15 protein-coding genes are annotated in these 17,331 nt (G+C 64.0%); 12 read left to right on the forward strand and 3 right to left on the reverse strand.

Annotated elements, in window-relative coordinates; genetic code table 11:
* Positions 1-12: 12 nt before the first annotated feature.
* The 7 genes from nuoN (at position 13) to mtnK (ending at position 6,464) form a co-directional block, all read left to right on the forward strand.
* Positions 13-1,449: an NADH-quinone oxidoreductase subunit NuoN gene (gene nuoN, locus K289_RS0105820; protein WP_027550628.1), complete on the forward strand. Its 1,437-nt coding sequence runs from the start codon at positions 13-15 to the stop codon at positions 1,447-1,449.
* A gap of 1 nt (position 1,450) precedes the next feature.
* Positions 1,451-2,257 (forward strand): biotin--[acetyl-CoA-carboxylase] ligase, encoded by an 807-nt coding sequence (locus K289_RS0105825; RefSeq protein ID WP_027550629.1) that lies wholly within the window; start codon positions 1,451-1,453, stop codon positions 2,255-2,257.
* Complete coding sequence (locus tag K289_RS0105830) at positions 2,257-3,927, forward strand: ribonuclease J (protein ID WP_027550630.1); 1,671 nt, start codon at positions 2,257-2,259, stop codon at positions 3,925-3,927. Before K289_RS0105825 ends, K289_RS0105830 begins: the two co-directional genes overlap by 1 nt.
* Before the next feature lie 66 nt (positions 3,928-3,993).
* Positions 3,994-4,398, forward strand: coding sequence for a methylmalonyl-CoA epimerase (gene mce, locus K289_RS0105835; RefSeq protein WP_027550631.1), 405 nt, complete (start codon positions 3,994-3,996; stop codon positions 4,396-4,398).
* Positions 4,399-4,407: 9 nt separating this feature from the next.
* Positions 4,408-4,683, forward strand: coding sequence for a DUF1467 family protein (locus K289_RS0105840; protein WP_027550632.1), 276 nt, complete (start codon positions 4,408-4,410; stop codon positions 4,681-4,683).
* 25 nt (positions 4,684-4,708) lie between these two features.
* Positions 4,709-5,056 (forward strand): hypothetical protein, encoded by a 348-nt coding sequence (locus tag K289_RS0105845; protein ID WP_027550633.1) that lies wholly within the window; start codon positions 4,709-4,711, stop codon positions 5,054-5,056.
* Positions 5,057-5,174: 118 nt separating this feature from the next.
* Complete coding sequence (gene mtnK, locus K289_RS0105850) at positions 5,175-6,464, forward strand: S-methyl-5-thioribose kinase (protein ID WP_027550634.1); 1,290 nt, start codon at positions 5,175-5,177, stop codon at positions 6,462-6,464.
* A gap of 127 nt (positions 6,465-6,591) precedes the next feature.
* On the opposite strand, the gene K289_RS0105855 is transcribed toward mtnK, so the two are convergent.
* Positions 6,592-7,476: a hypothetical protein gene (locus K289_RS0105855; RefSeq protein WP_027550635.1), complete on the reverse strand. Its 885-nt coding sequence runs from the start codon at positions 7,474-7,476 to the stop codon at positions 6,592-6,594.
* Positions 7,477-7,739: 263 nt separating this feature from the next.
* Here K289_RS0105855 and K289_RS0105860 point away from each other — a divergent pair, with 263 nt between their 5' ends.
* From K289_RS0105860 to K289_RS0105880, 5 genes are read left to right on the forward strand one after another with little or no spacing between them, the layout of a single operon-like run.
* The gene (locus K289_RS0105860) at positions 7,740-9,329 is read left to right on the forward strand and encodes an ABC transporter substrate-binding protein (RefSeq protein ID WP_027550636.1); all 1,590 of its coding nucleotides are present in this window, start codon (positions 7,740-7,742) and stop codon (positions 9,327-9,329) included.
* Between the two features lie 59 nt (positions 9,330-9,388).
* Positions 9,389-10,312 (forward strand): ABC transporter permease, encoded by a 924-nt coding sequence (locus tag K289_RS0105865; RefSeq protein ID WP_027550637.1) that lies wholly within the window; start codon positions 9,389-9,391, stop codon positions 10,310-10,312.
* On the forward strand, positions 10,309-11,130 hold the full coding sequence (locus tag K289_RS0105870; protein ID WP_027550638.1) for an ABC transporter permease: 822 nt from the start codon (positions 10,309-10,311) through the stop codon (positions 11,128-11,130). Before K289_RS0105865 ends, K289_RS0105870 begins: the two co-directional genes overlap by 4 nt.
* On the forward strand, positions 11,127-12,107 hold the full coding sequence (locus tag K289_RS0105875) for an ABC transporter ATP-binding protein (RefSeq protein WP_027550639.1): 981 nt from the start codon (positions 11,127-11,129) through the stop codon (positions 12,105-12,107). The genes K289_RS0105870 and K289_RS0105875 overlap by 4 nt, the downstream gene beginning before the upstream one ends.
* A complete protein-coding gene (locus K289_RS0105880; protein ID WP_027550640.1) occupies positions 12,100-13,137 on the forward strand; it encodes an ABC transporter ATP-binding protein in 1,038 nt (345 codons plus the stop codon). Before K289_RS0105875 ends, K289_RS0105880 begins: the two co-directional genes overlap by 8 nt.
* Positions 13,138-13,170: 33 nt before the next feature.
* Here K289_RS0105880 and K289_RS0105885 read toward each other — a convergent pair whose 3' ends face one another.
* Positions 13,171-16,017: a winged helix-turn-helix domain-containing protein gene (locus K289_RS0105885; protein WP_084788556.1), complete on the reverse strand. Its 2,847-nt coding sequence runs from the start codon at positions 16,015-16,017 to the stop codon at positions 13,171-13,173.
* Positions 16,018-16,023: 6 nt separating this feature from the next.
* Positions 16,024-16,764: a class I SAM-dependent methyltransferase gene (locus K289_RS0105890; protein ID WP_027550642.1), complete on the reverse strand. Its 741-nt coding sequence runs from the start codon at positions 16,762-16,764 to the stop codon at positions 16,024-16,026.
* Positions 16,765-17,331: the final 567 nt, after the last annotated feature.

A 17,331-nucleotide genomic window follows, 5' to 3' on the forward strand; every position in this document is an offset into this window, starting at 1 on the left:
CAGGATATCGCCATGAGCTTTGAGACTGCAGGATATCAACTGGCGCCGGTCGTGCCCGAGCTCGTGCTCGCGGTCGGCAGCATGGCGCTCCTGATGCTGGGCGCCTATCGCGGGCAGGGGACGACCAGGGCGGTCACCTCGCTCGCGGTTTTGCTCCTGATCGTCGTCGGCGTGCTCGAATACCTGCAGCCGGCCGGCAAGCAGGTGACCTTCGGCGGCAGCTTCATCGTCGACGATTTCGCGCGCTTCATGAAGATCCTGGCGCTGATCGGCTCGGCCGTGACGCTGCTTCTGTCGACGGAGTTCCTCTCCGACCCGTCGCGCCGCATCTTCGAATATTCGATCCTGGTGCTGCTCTCGACCCTCGGCATGATGGTGCTGATCTCGGCGGGCGACCTGATCATGCTCTATCTGGGCCTCGAGCTGATGTCGCTCGCGCTCTATGTCGTTGCGGCCTCCAACCGCGACAATGCCAAGTCGAACGAGGCGGGCCTGAAGTATTTCGTGCTGGGTGCGCTGTCCTCAGGCATGCTGCTGTACGGCGCCTCGCTGATCTACGGCTTCACCGGCACGGTCAGCTTCGCCGGCATCGCGGCCGCTGCGACGACCGCGAATGTCGGTCTCGTGTTCGGCCTCGTCTTCCTGCTTGCCGGGCTCTGCTTCAAGATCTCGGCGGTGCCGTTCCACATGTGGACGCCCGACGTCTATGAGGGCGCGCCGACGCCGGTAACGGCCTTCTTCGCTTCTGCGCCGAAGGTTGCCGCACTTGCCGTCTTCACCCGCGCGACGCTGACTGCGTTCCCCGGCATCGTGCCGCAGTGGCAGCAGATCTTGGTGTTCGTCTCGATCGCCTCGATGGCGCTCGGCTCCTTCGCCGCGATCGGCCAGACCAACATCAAGCGCCTGATGGCCTATTCCTCGATCGGCCATATGGGTTTTGCCCTGGTCGGCCTCGCCTCCGGCACGGTCGAGGGCGCGCAGGGCGTGCTGATGTACATCGTGATCTATGTGGCGATGACGCTCGGCTCGTTCTCCGTCATCCTCGCCATGAAGCGCAACGGCCAGGCGGTCGAGCAGATCAGCGATTTCGCCGGCCTGTCGCGGACCAACCCGCTGCTCGCCTTCCTGTTCGCGATGTTGCTGTTCTCGCTCGCCGGCATCCCGCCGCTCGCCGGCTTCTTCGCCAAGTGGTACGTGTTCGTCGCCGCGATCAAGGCCAACCTGTTCACGCTCGCGGTCATCGGCGTGCTGACCAGCGTGGTGGGCGCCTACTACTATCTCGCCATCGTCAAGACGATGTATTTCGACGAGCCGGCCGGTCAGGTCGACCCGGTGCGCGTCGAGGTGCGGACGGTTCTGGCGGTCGCCGGCCTCTTCAACATCCTGTTTGCGCTGTTCGCGGGCCCGGTGGTGAGCGTGGCCTCCGCAGCGGCAAAGTCGCTGTTCTAGGATGGGGTTCGCGCTCGGTCCTCGCGCATCGTCCGCGGGCTACCGGCTCGCAGCCTTCGATCAGATCGGCTCGACCAATACCGAGGCGATCGAACGCGCCCGGGCCGGCGAGCGCGGCCCGATCTGGTTCGTGACGACAGAGCAAACGGCCGGCCGTGGCCGGCGCCAGCGCGCCTGGATCGCGCCGCGGGGCAATCTGGCGGCCAGCATCCTCGAAGTCATGGACGTCGCGCCTTCTGTTGCCGCAACGATCGGCTTCGCAGCTGGGCTGGCCGAGGAGGCCGCCCTGGAGAAGGTCAGCCTGGAGGCGGCACTGCGCCTTGGCCCGAACCGGCCCCGCTACGTCCTGAAATGGCCGAACGACGTCTTGGCCGGCGGCAAGAAGCTGGTCGGCATCGGGCTCGAGGCCGAGGCCGTCGGCGACCGCCTCGCCGTGGTCGCCGGCATCGGCACCAACGTCGTTGCAGCGCCTGAAGGCACGCCGACACCAGCGGTATCGCTGGCCGCACTCGGCGTTCAAATCAGCGCGGAAGAATTGTTCGCGGCGCTGTCGGACGCCTGGGTGGAGTTCCGCGGCATCTGGGACAATGGCCGCGGCTTTGCCGAGATCCGCCGCCTCTGGCTGGAGCGCGCCGCCGGCCTCGGCGAGAAGGTCGCGATCCATACGGGAACGATGACGCTCGAAGGCATTTTTGACACGATCGACGACACCGGCTGCCTGATCGTCCGCACCGCGGAGGGGCTGCGCGTGCCCGTGGCCGCGGGCGAGGTGTTCTTCGGCGCGGCCGCCTCCGTGGGAGCTGCGTGATGGCGAGGCCCGACGAACTGGTCTTTGCGCCGCTCGGTGGCGTCGGCGAGATCGGCATGAACCTGTCGATCTACGGCCTCGGCAACCGCCACCAGCGCGCCTGGCTCGCGGTCGATCTCGGCGTGTCCTTTGGCGATGAGGAGCATCTGCCGGGCATCGACCTGATCATGCCCGACATCAGTTTCCTGGAGAAGGAACGCAAGAACCTGATGGGGCTGGTGCTCACCCACGCTCATGAGGACCATTTCGGCGCCATCATCGATCTCTGGCCGAAGCTGCAATGCCCGATCTACGCGACGCAGTTCAGTGCGGCGCTGTTCGAGGCCAAATGCGCGGCCGAGCGCAACCAGCCGAAGATTCCGGTGACCGTGGTGCCATCCGGCGGCCGCATCGATGTCGGCCCGTTCAACGTCGAGTTCATCCCGGTCGCGCATTCGATTCCGGAAGCGCACGCGCTGGCGATCCACACTGAGGCCGGCACGGTGCTGCACACCGGCGACTGGAAGATCGACCCGACCCCGACCCTTGGGAGTCCGACCGATGAAAAGCGGCTGCGCGAACTGGGCGAGGAGGGCGTGCTTGCCCTGATCGGCGATTCCACCAACGCCGTGCGCGACGGCCGCTCGCCCTCGGAAGCCGAGGTCGCCAAGACCATCATCGAGCTGGTCAAGGCCGCCAAGGGCCGGGTCGCCGTGACGACATTCGCCTCCAACGTCGCGCGCATCAAGGCCGTGGCCGATGCTGCGAAGGCCGCCGACCGCGAGGTCGTCGTGGTCGGGCGCGCCATGGAGCGGGTGGTGCAGGTCGCGCGCGAGACCGGCTATCTCGACGGCGTGCAGAATTTCCGCTCGCCGGAGGTCTACGGCCATCTTCCGCAGGACAAGGTGCTGGCGCTGTGCACCGGCAGCCAGGGCGAGCCGCGCGCGGCGCTGGCCCGCATCGCCAATGACGACCATCCCGAGATCACGCTCAACCGCGGCGACAGCGTGATCTTCTCCTCGCGCACCATTCCCGGCAACGAAAAGGCCGTCGGCTCGATCATCAACAATCTGGTGCTCCAGGGCGTCGAAATCATCACCGACCGTGACCATCTGGTTCATGTTTCCGGCCATCCGCGCCGCGACGAATTGCGCGACATGATCGCCTGGACCAAGCCGCAGCTGTTGATCCCCGTCCATGGCGAGGCCCTGCACCTGCACGAGCACGCCAAGCTTGCGCGCGCCGCCGGCGTGCCGCGCGTCCTGGTTTGCCGCAACGGCGATCTGGTGAAGCTCGGTCCCGGCGATCCCGGCATCGTCGGCGAGGTGCCGTCGGGCCGGCTCTACAAGGACGGCACGATCCTCGAAGACTCCAAGTCGCGCGCCGTGGTCGAGCGGCGCCGGATGGCGTTTTCCGGCTGTGCCTTCGTCGCCATCGCCATGACCGAGCAGGGCGAGCTCGCCGACGATCCCGAGGTTGATCTCGTCGGCATCCCCGAGAAGAATAAGGCGGGCGAGGCCTTCGACGAGCTCGTCTTCGACGCCGTGGTCTCCACCATCGAGGGCCTGCCCAAGCCGCGCCGCCGAGATCCCGACGCGCTGGGCGAGTCGGTCCGACGCGCGGTGCGGGCGGTGATCAACGAACATTGGGGCAAAAAGCCCCCCTGTCTGGTACATGTGCTGACAGTCTAATTTAAGCGTGATCTTTTCGGAAAACCGTTTCACACTTTTCCGGATCATGCGCGAAGGGAGAGAACCATGCTGGGCCGGCTCAACCATGTCGCGATCGCGACCAAGGATGCCGTCAAGGCCGCCAAGATCTACGGCGCCGCGTTCGGGGCGCAGATATCGGAAGCCGTCGCGCTGCCCGAGCATGGCGTCACCACCGTGTTCGTGACCCTGCCCAACACCAAGATCGAGTTCATCGAGCCCTATGGCGAGGGCTCGCCGATCGCAAAATTCCTCGAGCGCAATGCCGACGGCGGCATCCACCACGTCTGCTACGAGGTGGTCGACATCATCACCTCGCGCGATGCGCTGGTTAAGGAGGGCGCGCAGGTGCTCGGCGACGGCGTGCCGAAAATCGGCGCGCACGGCAAGCCGGTGCTGTTCCTGCACCCCAAGGACTTTTCCGGCGCGCTCGTCGAGATCGAGCAGGCATAAGGCCGGCCCATGGCCTATCAGATATCAACCGCGCTCGCGATCTACTTCGTCATCTGGTGGATCGCGCTGTTTTTGACGCTGCCATTCGGCGTTCGCAGCCAGCACGAGGACGGCGGGGGCGCGCCGGGCACCGATCCTGGCGCACCAATCCTGACCGGCATGCGGAGCAAGCTGATCTGGACCACGATCATCTCGGCGATCATCTTTGCGCTCGGCATGGCGGCCTACCACGCCGGATATTTGTCGATCGAACGATTGTCGAAATTGATGGGAATGCCGTTCTAGAGTTTGTTCGTTGTTGGGGGGACAAATGACTTTTCAAAGGATCGTCATTGCGCTTCTGGTGCTGATCGTCGCGGGTCTCGGTGCCATCGGCTATGTCGAGTGGAAGATCGCCGTGCAGGCCCGGACCCTCAAGGCGTTCGTCGAAGGCTACGTCTTCAACGAGGCGGTCATGGCCTGCGAGCAGGCCAAGAGCTCGACGCCGTTCAAATGGAACGGCGGCAAAAGCACCTCGGTCATCGGGCTGAACTCGGTCAAAACAGACAAATACAACGTCAGCGCCAGCTACACGCTGGTGGCGGACAGCGTCTATTGCGACTACGATCCGATCAAAAGAAAGGCCGAGATCGGCTCGAGCTTCCTGGAGCGGGAGTAACGATCCGGCCATGACAGGCATGATCCGGAAAAGCGCGAAGCGGTTTTCCGAAAAGATCATGCTCAAACAACAACCTAAAGCGCGATGACATCGCGTTTTAGAATGGGGTGGGATCGTCATGACGCAGGGGCGGGCAGGGGGCTATCGGATTCTGCATGAGGCGGCCTTGCGGGATTATCTCGCGGGCCTGCCGGACCTCGCGGCGGCCCTCGGCGGGCAGCCCGCCGCCTGGTCGATCACCGAGGTCGGCGACGGCAATCTCAACCTCGTCTTCATCGTGAAGGGTGCGCGCGGCGGCATCGCCGTGAAGCAGGCGCTGCCTTACGTCCGCCTCGTCGGCGAGAGCTGGCCGCTGCCGCTGTCGCGGGCCCATTACGAATATCTGGCGCTGTCGCGGCAGGCTGAGCTGGCGCCCGGCCTCGTGCCGGCGTTGCTGCATCACAACGAGGTGTTGGCGCTGACGGTGATGGAGCTGCTGGAGCCCCACATCATCATGCGCAAGGGGCTGATCGCGGCAACGCACTATCCGCGCTTCGTCGAGGACATCACCACCTTCATGGCGCGGACGCTGTTCTTCACGTCCGACCTCGCGCTCGCCGCCGCGGACAAGAAGGAGGCCATTGCGGCCTTCGCCGGCAATCATGCGCTGTGCAAGATCACCGAGGATTTGATCTTCACCGATCCCTATCGCGTCGCCGAGCAGAACCGCTGGACCGCGCCTTACCTCGATGTCCTGGCCGCGAGCCTGCGCGAGGACATGGAGCTGCATGTGGCCATCTCGCGGCTGAACCTGAAGTTCATGGCGAGCCCTGAGGCGCTGCTCCATGGCGATCTTCATACCGGCTCGATCATGGTCACGGATAGCGAGACACGGGTGATCGATCCCGAATTCGCATTCTACGGCCCGATGGGGTTCGACGTCGGCGCCGTCATTGCCAATCTCCTGATGGCCTATTTCGCCTCCGCCGGCCATGAGCGCGCGCCGGGCGAGCGGCGTTCCTTTGAGGTTTGGGTGCTCGAAACGGTCGAGAGAGTCTGGAGCGAGTTCGAACGAAAGTTCCTCGAACTCTGGCGGACTGAAGCCGCGGGCGATGCGTATCCGGCCACGCTCTTTGTCGGCGAGAAGGGCGCGGTGTGGCTTGAGGCCGAACGGCAGGCCTACATGCAGCGTCTCTTCGCCGATACCGTCGGCTTCGCTGCCGCAAAAACCATCCGCCGCATTTTCGGCCTCGCCCACAACATCGATTTCGAGCTGATCGAGGACCCGCAACGGCGGGCGATCAGCGAAGCCCGCGCCGTGCGGCTGGCACGTGCGATGATGGTGGAGACGGGGACGTTTCGGACGATCGCGGACGTCACCGGCGCCGCGCGAAAATTCCGGGACTGGCAGCCGGAATTGTCAGGCTGAAGACGTCGCGCGAGGCGTACCCGCACGCTCCGTCATTGCGAGCGCAGCGAAGCAATCCAGAATCTTGCCGCGGCGGCAGTCTGGATTGCTTCGCTGCGCTCGCAATGACGAGGGAGGAAGCGGAACGTTAATAGAGGCGCATCGAGAGCGGGGCGCCATCCGGACCGACCAGGAGACCCCAGGTCTCGTTGGCCGCGACCTCGAACTCCCGGTTCTGCGCCGCGCCGCCCTCGACCTTGAGCGTGACCTTGTACTTGCCCGGCGGCAGATCGATCTTCTGGTCGTCCGGCAATTCGCCTGCCGCGTCGTCGGAGTTCGCCAGCTTCTCGCCGGCGTGCGCCGCCAGCTCGATGGTCCTCTCGTTGACGGTGATGACCGCCGCTTCATCCGTCTTGTTGCCGAGCATCAGCCTCACTTGCCCCGGCTTCGGCCGGAGGCCGGCCGTTGCGACCGCTGGCTTGCGCAGTGAAAGGTCCGCGATTGTCTTGCCGCCCTGACGGGTAAGCCGGAGCAGCGCCGCTCCATCGGTTGTCGTGAAGGTGATCACGGCCCGCTCCGGTCCGACCACCGCACCGTCATTCTCGGTCCAGCCGCGCTGTCCGAGTGCGGCGCGATAGAAGCCGAGCACGGCTTTAGGATCGAGCGGCGTCTCGACGTGAGCCGACCTGATGAAAGGCGAATTCTTCGCTGTCATCAGGTCCCAGCCTGCTGGCAGCGGCAGACCGGCCTCTTCGGACATCTTGGCCTCGAACGTCCGGCTTGTTGCCCGTGCCAGAACCCCGACGGCATCGCAGAGCAGGCGTTCACCGAGATAGTCCGGGGCGCAACGGTCCCTGACCGCCCACCAGGTGTCGTCGACATACCCGTTTGACCGCGAGGTGTGGGACCAGCCGAATTGGATGGTGTCAGTCGAACTGTCCCGGGCCGGGTCCGGCGTGACGGGCATCGCCATCGCAGCCGTCGCGACGACCAGGGTGCCGGCGAGCAAGATACCTAGCGTTCGGCGGTCCATTTCTTTCGCGATCCTTGGAGCTCAGATAACGATCCTGAGCTTGGTCGCGTTGATCAGGAAAAATGTTCACTGGTCCCGGTCGCTCGATGACGCACCGCCTCAATCGGCGGCTTGCATCGCTGGGGGATGCAACCTGACCCCGAGGTCTCCGTCGAAGGGCCACCTCAGGAACCGCCCCGTCGCCATCAAAACGAAGCTTGCTTTCGACGGGCGACGAATGATCAAATCTCTTGTCGGATTGCACCTGCGTTGTTGGGGGACACATGATGTTCAGGATGATGGCGATCGTCGCGGGTTTGGGACTGGCGCTTGCCACCTCGGCGGAGGCCCAGACACCGCGCAAGGGCGGAACCATCCGCATGACCGCGCCCTATGGCTCGAGTTTCACCAGCCTGGACATTCACACCACACAGCGCGCCCAGGACGAGATCTACGCCAAGGCTTTGCACCGGTCGCTCTACATCTGGAATTCCGCCGAAGGCAAGCCGGTTCTGGAGCTTGCCAAGGAGGACGTGGTCTCGGGCGGAGGTCTCGTTCACACCTTCAAGCTGCGCGACGATGCCTATTTCCACAACGGCCGCAAGATGACGGCCGACGACATCATCTGGTCCTACAACCGCATCATGGACGGCACCAAGGCCTATCCCGGTGCGCGTTTTGTCCGTGTGATCGAGGGCGCGGCCGCGGTCGAGAAGGGCCAGGCCAAGGAAATATCCGGCTTGAAGAAGATCGACGACTTCACCCTCGAAATGAAGCTGACGGAGAAAATCGATCCGGGCTTCTACTTCTTCACCGCGCTGACCTCGATCTATCCTGCGGACGAGGCCGCCAAGGAAAGTTTTCTCCAGAAACCGATCGGTCTTGGGCCATTCAAGTTTGTCGAGCACGTGCCGGGATCGCGCATCGTTCTGGAGCGGTGGGACCGGTTCTACAAGCCCGGCAAGCCCTATGCCGACAAGCTCGTCGTGTCGGTCATGGGCGAGGCCGCTGCACGCGATGTCGCCTTCCGCAACAAGGAGACCGACACCTCGGTGCTCGGGCCCGCGCAGTATGTCGCCTATCAGGCCGACCCGGACCTCAAGGGCACCATCGTCGAAGTCGCCGAGGTCTTCACCCGTTACATGGGGATGAATCCCGCATTCAAGCCGTTCGCCGACAAGCGCGTCCGGCAGGCGATCAACTACGCGATCGATACCGACCTGATCATCAACAAGCTGGTCAAGGGCAAGGCCTATCGCGCTACAAGCTGGCTGCCGCTGACCTCGCCGCTCTACGACAAGAGCATGAAGCCGTACCCCTACGATCCCGCCAAGGCCAAGCAGCTGCTCACTGAAGCGGGCTATCCCGCGGGCTTCGAGTTCGAATGGACCACCAGCCAGAATGAGAGCTGGGGCTTGCCGATCGTCGCGGCCGTCATCCCGATGCTGGACAAGGTCGGCATCAAGGCGAAGGTCAAGCAGGTCGAGACCGCGGTGCTGTCGGAGGTGATCCGCACCGGCGATTATCAGGCCTTTATCTATTCCCAGCAGAGCGGCCCGGATCCCCAGGCGGCGCTGAAATGCTTCCACTCGTCGATGCCGCAATCGGCCTGCAACTACATGAACTACAAGAATGCCGAGTTCGACAAGCTGATCGATGAGGCAGGGCAGGCCGACGACGCCGCAAAGCGCGGCCAGCTTCTGCAAAAGGCGAATGCCCTGCTCTATGAAGAGGCGCCGGTCTGGTTCTTCAACTACAACAAGGCGGTCATGGCGGTGCAGCCGTGGCTCAAGGGGATTCAGCTGAATGCGACGGAGCTGACCCATCAGAACGTCGAGGACCTATGGATCGACGAGACCTCGCCCGCGAAGTGACACGCATTGTCGTGCTCCCTTCATCGCAATAAGCGATGGGGGGAGGGAAGAAAGTGCCGATGCTCTCCTTCCTGATCCGTCGACTCCTGCAAACTATTCCGACCGTGCTCGCTGTCGTGCTGCTGGTCTTCGTGCTGTTCAGCGTCGTTCCCGGCAGCATCGTCTCGACCATGAGCGACGACGCCGATCCTCAGGTCGAACTGCGCATGAAGAAGCAGCTCGGCCTCGACGATCCCGTCTATGTGCGTTTCGGCGTCTACATCGCCAAGCTCGCCACCGGCGATTTCGGGACGTCGTTCCGGACGCGCGAGCCGGTCACGACCATGATCGCCAAACGGGCATGGCCGACACTGCAATTGATCTTCACAGCCATGGCGTTTGCCATCGTGCTCGGCGTGCCGCTCGGCTTCATCGCCGCATTGCGGCCGGGCGGTCTCGTCGACAGTGCCGCGATGGTCGTGGCGGTGTCGGGTCTTTCAATTGCCAAATTCTGGCTCGGACTGGTGCTGATGTATCTTTTTGCGTTGAAGCTCGGCTGGCTGCCGAGTTTCGGCTATGGCGATGGGGGGCTGAAATATCTGCTCCTGCCCGCCGTGACACTCGGCGTCTCGCCGATGGCGCTGCTGGCCCGGACGACGCGCGCCGCCGTCCTCGAGATCATGACCGCCGATTTCGTCCGTACCGCGCGCTCGAAGGGCATGAGCGAGACCCGGGTGGTGAAGTGGCACGTGATGCGCAATGCGCTCGTCATCATTCTCACCACCGTCGGCCTGCAGTTCGGCGCGTTGATGGGGCAGGCGGTCGTGGTTGAGAAATTGTTCTCCTGGCCGGGCATCGGCTCGCTGCTCGTCGACAGTGTCCTGCAGCGCGACATTCCGGCCGTCCAGGGCTCCATTCTCGTGGTGGTGCTGTTCTTTCTCGCGATCAACTTGCTGATCGACGTGCTCTACGGCGTGATTGATCCCAGGATCAGATACGCATGAAGCTCCGCGCCAATCTCATCATCGGCGGCGCGTTGTTCGCGCTCGCGATCCTGGTCGGCCTGCTCGCGCCCTGGCTGGCGCACACCGATCCCGTCCTGGACGCCAACCTGCTGAACGCGGAAGAGCCTCCGAGCTGGACCTGGTGGTTCGGGACCGACGACCAGGGCCGCGACATCTATTCCCGCGTCGTGTACGGCGCACGCGTCTCGCTGACGGTCGGCATCGTCTCGCAGCTCATCAACAGCGTGATCGGCGTGGCCCTTGGCCTGAGCGCCGGCTATTGGGGCGGCTGGTGGGACGATGTCGTCAACGCCCTGACCAATCTCATGCTCGCGATTCCTTCGCTGATCTTCGCGCTCGCCATCATGGCGGTGCTGGGCCCCGGCCTGACCAGCCTGCTGATCGCACTCGGCCTGACCAACTGGTCCTTTACGTGCCGGATTGCACGGGCCTCGGCGCTGTCGCTGAGGAGCCAGGGCTATGTGCAGGCGGCGACCGTGCTCGGCTACGGCGATCTGCGGATCATGATCACGCAGCTCCTGCCGAACATGCTCGGGCCGATCGTCGTCATCGGCACACTGGGCATGGGCAGCGCGGTGTTGTCCGAAGCCGCATTATCGTTCCTCGGTCTCGGCGTGCGCCCGCCTTTTCCGAGCTGGGGCAGCATGTTGTCGGACGCCCGCGACCAGATCACGACGGCGCCGTGGCTCTCCGTGTTTCCGGGCCTTGCCATCTTCCTGACCGTACTCGGGCTCAATTTGCTCGGCGATGGCCTGCGCGACATTCTCGACCCACAATCGCGGAGCCGGCGGACATGACGGGCGCGCCGCTGATCGAAGTCGAGGATCTACGCATCGATCTCGACGATGGATCGAGGTGCGTTGCGGCGGCCGAGGGCATTTCATTCCGCATCGATCGCGGCGAGACCTTCGGCCTCGTCGGCGAATCCGGCTGCGGCAAGAGCATCACGGCGCTGGCTTTGATCGGCCTGTTGCGGCAACCGCTGTCGATCGGCGGCGGCGTCATCCGGTTTGAGGGGCGGGAGATCCAGCGGCTCTCCGCCGCCGGGCAGCGAGAGCTGCGAGGTAATCGCATCGCCATGATCTTCCAGGAGCCGATGACGGCGTTGAACCCCGTCTCGCCCGTAGGCCGGCAGATCGCCGAGATGTTCGTGCTGCACAAGGGCAAAAGCTGGCGCGAAGCCAACCAGCTGGCGGTCGAGGCGCTGGCGAGTGTCCGCGTCCCCGCGCCCGAGCGACGCGTGAACGATTACCCGCACCAGCTGTCCGGCGGCATGCGTCAACGCGTAATGATCGCCATCGCGCTCGCTTGCGGCCCGGATCTTCTGATCGCTGACGAGCCGACGACCGCCCTCGACGTGACCGTGCAGGCCGAAATCATCGAGCTGATGCGGAACCTGTGCGCCGAGAGGGGAACGGCCATCCTGATGATCAGCCACGATCTCGGCCTGGTTGCCAATGTCTGCCGCCGCGTTGCCGTCATGTATGCCGGCCGCATCGTCGAGGAGCGCGGCTCGGCCGATATCTTCCGGGCACCCTCGCATCCCTATACGCAAGGCCTGGTCGCCTCGCTGCCGCGGCTCGGTAGTCGTGCTGCGCTCGGCCGCACCCGGCTCAAGGAGATCGCGGGCGTCGTCCCGGCGATCACGAGTTTCCCCGATGGGTGCCGGTTCAACCCGCGCTGCGCGCGGGCGACCGATATTTGCCGAACCGTCACGCCGGAGACGGATTTGCTGGAAGCTGGCGGTCTGGTGAGGTGTCACCACCATGCATGAGCCGCAGGGCAGGCCGGGCGACGATCTCATTCTCAGCGTCGAGGATCTTGCGGTTCATTTTCCTCTGAGAGGCGGCTTGCTGGGCCGCGGCCGGCGGCTGCTCCGTGCCGTGGACGGTGTCGATCTCAAGCTGAAGCGAGGCGAATGCCTTGGCCTCGTCGGCGAGTCCGGCTCTGGCAAGTCGACGGTCGCATTGTCGATCCTTGGTCTCTTGACGCCGACGCGCGGCCGCATCGAGGTGGGCGGACAGGTCGTGACGGGCCGGCAATCCGGCGATCGAAAGTCATTGGCCCGCATCGTCCAAATGGTCTTCCAGGATCCCTACGCTTCGCTCAATCCACGCCAGACCGTACGTCGCACGCTTGAAGATCCCCTGCGCGTGCATGGCGTGACCGCCGCAAGCGAGATCGAGGAGCGCGTTGCGACGATGCTGCGGCATGTGGGCTTGCGGCCCGAACAGGCCGGCCGCTACCCGCACGAATTCTCGGGTGGCCAGCGCCAGCGTATCGGCATCGCGCGCGCGCTGATCCTCAATCCCAGGATCGTCATCTGCGACGAACCGGTATCGGCGCTCGATGTGTCTATCCGCGCCCAGATCATCAATCTGCTGCTGGAATTGAAGGAAACTCTCGGTCTCTCATACATCATGATCAGCCACGATCTCGGCGTCGTCGAACATATGAGCGACAGGGTCGCCGTGATGTATCTCGGCCGCATCGTGGAGAATGGCGACTGGCGGGAAATCTTCGAACGGCCGGCGCACCCGTATACGCAAGCCCTGATCTCCGCCATCCCCGATCCGCTGCGCCATGCACCGCTCGCGACGACAGGGGGTGACCTCCCCAATCCGCTCAATCCGCCGAACGGATGCGCGTTCAGCCCTCGCTGTCGTTACGCCGAGGCCGTTTGTCGCCGCGAGCCCAGTCCATCGCTTGAAATGCGTCCCGACGGGCACTCGGTTCGGTGCTGGCGAGCTGACGAGATTGCCGGTCAGACGGCATTAGTCTCGACCGAGGGTGGACATCCCTAGATGGGATCACGACGGCGGCGGTTGGCGTCCGCGTCATGCCGATGTCTTGTCCGATTCCAGGTCCGCGATCAGGCTTCTCGCCTGGACCAGGTCGCGGGTGCCGAACCCTTCGGTGAATTTTTCGTATGTCGCGACCAGCCGATCGCGCGCCTCAACGGTTCGGCCGTGACGCTGCCACAACAGTGCAAGGCTCATCACGGCACGCAGCTCCCACGACAATGCCGACTGCGCGCCGGCCACTTCCAGGGCGCGGAGCAACTTGGCTTCCGCGGCGTCATCGGCCCCTGGCGCGCGATGCCAGAGCAGCAACATGGCATCGACCCGAAGCAGCTCCGGCGCACTCCAGGGCAGGTCGACCGGCGGCTCGCCTGGCGGCGGCACCAGGATGTGCGTCCCGATCGGCCGATCCGCGAACGGCGCGATCCGCGACGGGTCCACACGCGGTTCGACAAACGATGCGATCAACGCCTCACCCTCGCTGCCCTGCCGAAATTCGAGCGCTCGTGCATAGCACAGCCGCCATTCTTCCAGGTTCCGATTTCCACCGGCGTGTGTGGCAAACATATCGAGCAGCCGTCCCGCCTCGGGCGCGCCGGTCCACAGCGCCACCGGCAAGCCCGCAAAAGCCAATGCATAGGCGAGGGCGAACGAGTGTCCAGTCGCGCCTGCGGCCGACGTCGCCGCCGCCGCCGCCGCCAACGCCTGATCCGGGAATCCCCGAATCCACAAGATGCGAGCCAGCAGAGCCTGCATCGCAACTGGTGTTTCGACCTGATAACCCATGCCCATCGACGGGGCGAGGCGGTGCGGCTGGCGGAGCGTACGTTCAGTCCATTCCTGCGCGAGTTGTTGATGACCCAGCAGATGATGGGTCAGAGCAATGACGCGGTCGGCGAGATGGGTGGCGCCGAGATCGCCCGCCTTGCGGGCAGCATCCGCGAAGCGAAGCGCGACGTCGAGCGCGGCACGATGATCCTCCCTGCCGCGATGCGCCGCCCATAGTCCCCACAATGCCCTGGTCTGCACCGCAACGGCGCCGATGCGTTCGGCGATTTCCAGCGCACGCGCAAAGTTCGCTCCGATGGCGTGCGTAGCTGGGCCAAGGTACCAAAACGAATAACCCAGGGCGATGCGCAGTTGCATTTCGTCATCGCCGCCCATCTCGGCATGGGGCAGAGCTTGTTCGATACGACCACGGGCGACCGTCGGTCGGGACAGGTCGAACCACAAAGGAACGGCCGCGATCGTCAGCGCCACCCCGAGCGACGGATCCCCCGCGCCGGAGAATGCCCAATCCAGTGCCGCGTGAATCTCATCGGCACGGCGGCCGGACGCGGCAGGACGTTGACCGGACGACTGTGCTTCGACTTCGGCCTGGCCCAGTACCTTCAGAAAATACTCGGCGTGACGGCGGGCCACTTCAGCAAAGGCGCCGCTCTCGGAGAGCCGGTCGAAAGCATAGGCGCGCGTCATTTCCAGCAGGCGGAACTGCGGGCCGACGGAGTTCTCGACTTTCAGGAGCAATGATTTGGCGACAAGACCGCCGATCCTGTCGACAAGATCCGCCTCGGTCATGCTCGCAACCGCGGAGGCCGCGTCCACCGAAAACGGGCCGACGAAGATCGCGAGGCAATGCAGCAGCACCCGCTCTGTCTCGGGCAGGAGCTTGTAGCTCCAATCGAGCGTCGCGCGGAGCGTCTGATGCCGTGGCAGCGCCGTACGCCGAGCGCCCGTGAGCAACGCGAAGCGATCGTCGAGACGGGCGGCGACGTCCTGGATGCCAAACGTGGCGGCGCGCGCTGCGGCAAGCTCGATGGCAAGTGGAATGCCGTCCAGCCGTCGAACGATTGATCCGATCGCCGGAAGGTTCTCGTCCTGGGCCAGGACGTTTTCCTGCACTGAGCCCATTCTTGCGATGAACAGTTGCACGGCACTGCGTGCAAGAACATCGCTCGATGCTTCCTGATGCTGCGATGGCACGTCCAGCGGGGCGACGTGGTAAACGAACTCACCCTCAATCCGGAGCACCTCCCGGCTGGTCGCCAGCAGTGTCGTATGTGGGCATCGGTGAAGGAGAGTCTCGGCCAACTCCGCCGCAGCATCGATGACGTGCTCGCAATTGTCGACGACCAGCAGCACCTTCCTCTTGCCGATGGCCCGGGCGACCGAAGCCGGCGTGATATCGTCGCTACCCAATTGAAGCCCCAGCACGCTCGCCGCTGTGGACGGCACCAAGGCGGGATCCGACAGTGAGGCCAGTTCGACGAAGAAGACGTCACTGGCGATGGTCGCAAAGAGCCTTCGGGCCACCTCGGATGCCAACACGGTCTTCCCGATCCCGCCGGGTCCCGTCAGCGTCACCGCACGGTAAGCAGAGGCGAGATTGCATAGGTGCTGCACCGCCGATTCTCGACCGACGAGCGCGCTTGCCGCTATCGGAACATTTGTCCGAAACGAAGTTGGCGACGCTGTCGCTTGCTCAGGCTCGGCAGGCGCACGGTCCTGCCGGATCGTCCAGTTGCCGAGCAGGCGATAACCGCGACCGGACACTGTTTGCAGGATACCCCGATCCGCGCCAAGCGCTTTGCGGATGGCCGAAATATGAACCCGGATCGTGCCATCTTCAACGATGGTGGCGCCCGGCCAGGTGTGCCTCACGAGTTCGTCCTTGGTCACGAGCTGGCCATCTGATCTCACCAACGTCTCGACGATCTCGAAAGCGCGGCTGCCGATCGAAACGGTGACGCCATTGGCGCGCAACTGGCGCGTCGAAAGATCGAGCTCCCACTCGCTGGAGCCAAAAACGCCTTGTTCGCACGGAACCAAGTTGACGTCCTGTTTCAGAGTTTCTTCAGTTCTAATTCGCGGAACATCCAGCAACCATAATCAGCGAGAGCCAGCACGATGCGCGCAAGCAACGATATCGCCGGGAGATTTTCGATCCGCTGCTTGCGGTGGAACGAACACCGCCAAGTATCCGCCATCGCCCGCGAGCTGATATGTCGCGACCTCGCGATAGTCAACGGCGGTCAGTTCGCAGCGCAATAGCTCAATCGGCGTGCCATGCTTTGAGATCGGACGCTCGAAGTCGACAATTCCGATCTGCGCGCCCGGCTTCAGGGCGGGCGTGAGATTGTAGAGGAAGGCATAGGGCTGGGCTATCTCATGATACATGTGCCCGAGGATGGCGGCATCCAGCGAGGAAGTGGGGAGGCGGGGGTCGTGTGGTTCGCCCATCGCGAATGTGACGTTTGTCAGCCCCAGTTGGTCCGTTCGCGTATGGAGCTCGACGAGGTAATCCCGCATGACGTCCTGGGCGACGACGGAGCCGCTGGGGCCGACGAGGTGTGAGAGACGGACCGAGTAGTAGCCGCTACCTGCGCCGATATCGCCGATCGTCATGCCTGGTTTCAGCTCAAGAAGGCGTGCGACCTCGCCGACCTCATTCAGGGAGTCGCGGTGCTCATCGGCTGAGCGGCTCAGGCTGGCGATCGGCGCAACCGGACGCCGAGGTGAAGGAAACTCCTTTGCAGGGAAGCCTGGTGGGCTCAGATAACCAATGTCTGCGGCGCCTGCCCAAGTTGCACCCAGTGCCACGACAATCGTTACCGTGCGGACTAGCGTCATTGAGGATCCGCCAGGAACCAGGCGCGGTCGTCCACTTTGCGAAGATTTTCCGGTGGCCGAAAGTGCCCCGTGCCTTGTGGAGGTCCAAGCGGTCTTGGCTTTGTAGCGAAAAGATCTGTGAGCTCTCTTGGGGACCACGGGAAACCTCCGAGGTCGCTCTTGCCGAAAGCGCTCTCGCGCTTCCGTCATCGGCAGTCTCTTTCAAATCGTATAGCGAAATGGATGACGTCTGAAGTGAGTCATGAACGACAAAGTTCTAGCTGAGCACAATAGGTCTGCTGTCGACGACACAGCCGGGCGTGCCCGGCTTGAGCTTAACGCTCCAGACACGCGATCGGTGCCATGATGGAGTTGTGCTCCTGTTTTGCCCGACGTGTCAAACGCCTTCACGGCGAGGGTAAAGTCACATCGTGACGGATTGTTGAGCGATTTCCACTTTGCATGGGGTTGTTTTCGAGATTTTTTTGGGTGCGGGTATCGCGCCGTCCCTTGCACCTCTCCCCGCTTGCGGGGAGGGGTCGGATCGCTCTTGCGATCCGGGTGAGGGGGTACAGGTATCTCGCCGAT

The sequence above is a fragment of the Bradyrhizobium sp. Cp5.3 genome (genome assembly GCF_000426265.1).
GTDB classification, from domain to species: domain Bacteria; phylum Pseudomonadota; class Alphaproteobacteria; order Rhizobiales; family Xanthobacteraceae; genus Bradyrhizobium; species Bradyrhizobium neotropicale.

What these genes read in the sequence shown, in the direction of transcription:
- nuoN (WP_027550628.1), top strand. Translation starts at nt 13, where the DNA reads ATGAGCTTTGAGACTGCAGGATATCAACTGGCGCCGGTCGTGCCCGAG.
- K289_RS0105825 (WP_027550629.1), top strand. Translation starts at nt 1,451, where the DNA reads ATGGGGTTCGCGCTCGGTCCTCGCGCATCGTCCGCGGGCTACCGGCTC.
- K289_RS0105830 (WP_027550630.1), top strand. Translation starts at nt 2,257, where the DNA reads ATGGCGAGGCCCGACGAACTGGTCTTTGCGCCGCTCGGTGGCGTCGGC.
- mce (WP_027550631.1), top strand. Translation starts at nt 3,994, where the DNA reads ATGCTGGGCCGGCTCAACCATGTCGCGATCGCGACCAAGGATGCCGTC.
- K289_RS0105840 (WP_027550632.1), top strand. Translation starts at nt 4,408, where the DNA reads ATGGCCTATCAGATATCAACCGCGCTCGCGATCTACTTCGTCATCTGG.
- K289_RS0105845 (WP_027550633.1), top strand. Translation starts at nt 4,709, where the DNA reads ATGACTTTTCAAAGGATCGTCATTGCGCTTCTGGTGCTGATCGTCGCG.
- mtnK (WP_027550634.1), top strand. Translation starts at nt 5,175, where the DNA reads ATGACGCAGGGGCGGGCAGGGGGCTATCGGATTCTGCATGAGGCGGCC.
- K289_RS0105855 (WP_027550635.1), bottom strand. Translation starts at nt 7,476, where the DNA reads ATGGACCGCCGAACGCTAGGTATCTTGCTCGCCGGCACCCTGGTCGTC.
- K289_RS0105860 (WP_027550636.1), top strand. Translation starts at nt 7,740, where the DNA reads ATGATGTTCAGGATGATGGCGATCGTCGCGGGTTTGGGACTGGCGCTT.
- K289_RS0105865 (WP_027550637.1), top strand. Translation starts at nt 9,389, where the DNA reads ATGCTCTCCTTCCTGATCCGTCGACTCCTGCAAACTATTCCGACCGTG.
- K289_RS0105870 (WP_027550638.1), top strand. Translation starts at nt 10,309, where the DNA reads ATGAAGCTCCGCGCCAATCTCATCATCGGCGGCGCGTTGTTCGCGCTC.
- K289_RS0105875 (WP_027550639.1), top strand. Translation starts at nt 11,127, where the DNA reads ATGACGGGCGCGCCGCTGATCGAAGTCGAGGATCTACGCATCGATCTC.
- K289_RS0105880 (WP_027550640.1), top strand. Translation starts at nt 12,100, where the DNA reads ATGCATGAGCCGCAGGGCAGGCCGGGCGACGATCTCATTCTCAGCGTC.
- K289_RS0105890 (WP_027550642.1), bottom strand. Translation starts at nt 16,764, where the DNA reads ATGACGCTAGTCCGCACGGTAACGATTGTCGTGGCACTGGGTGCAACT.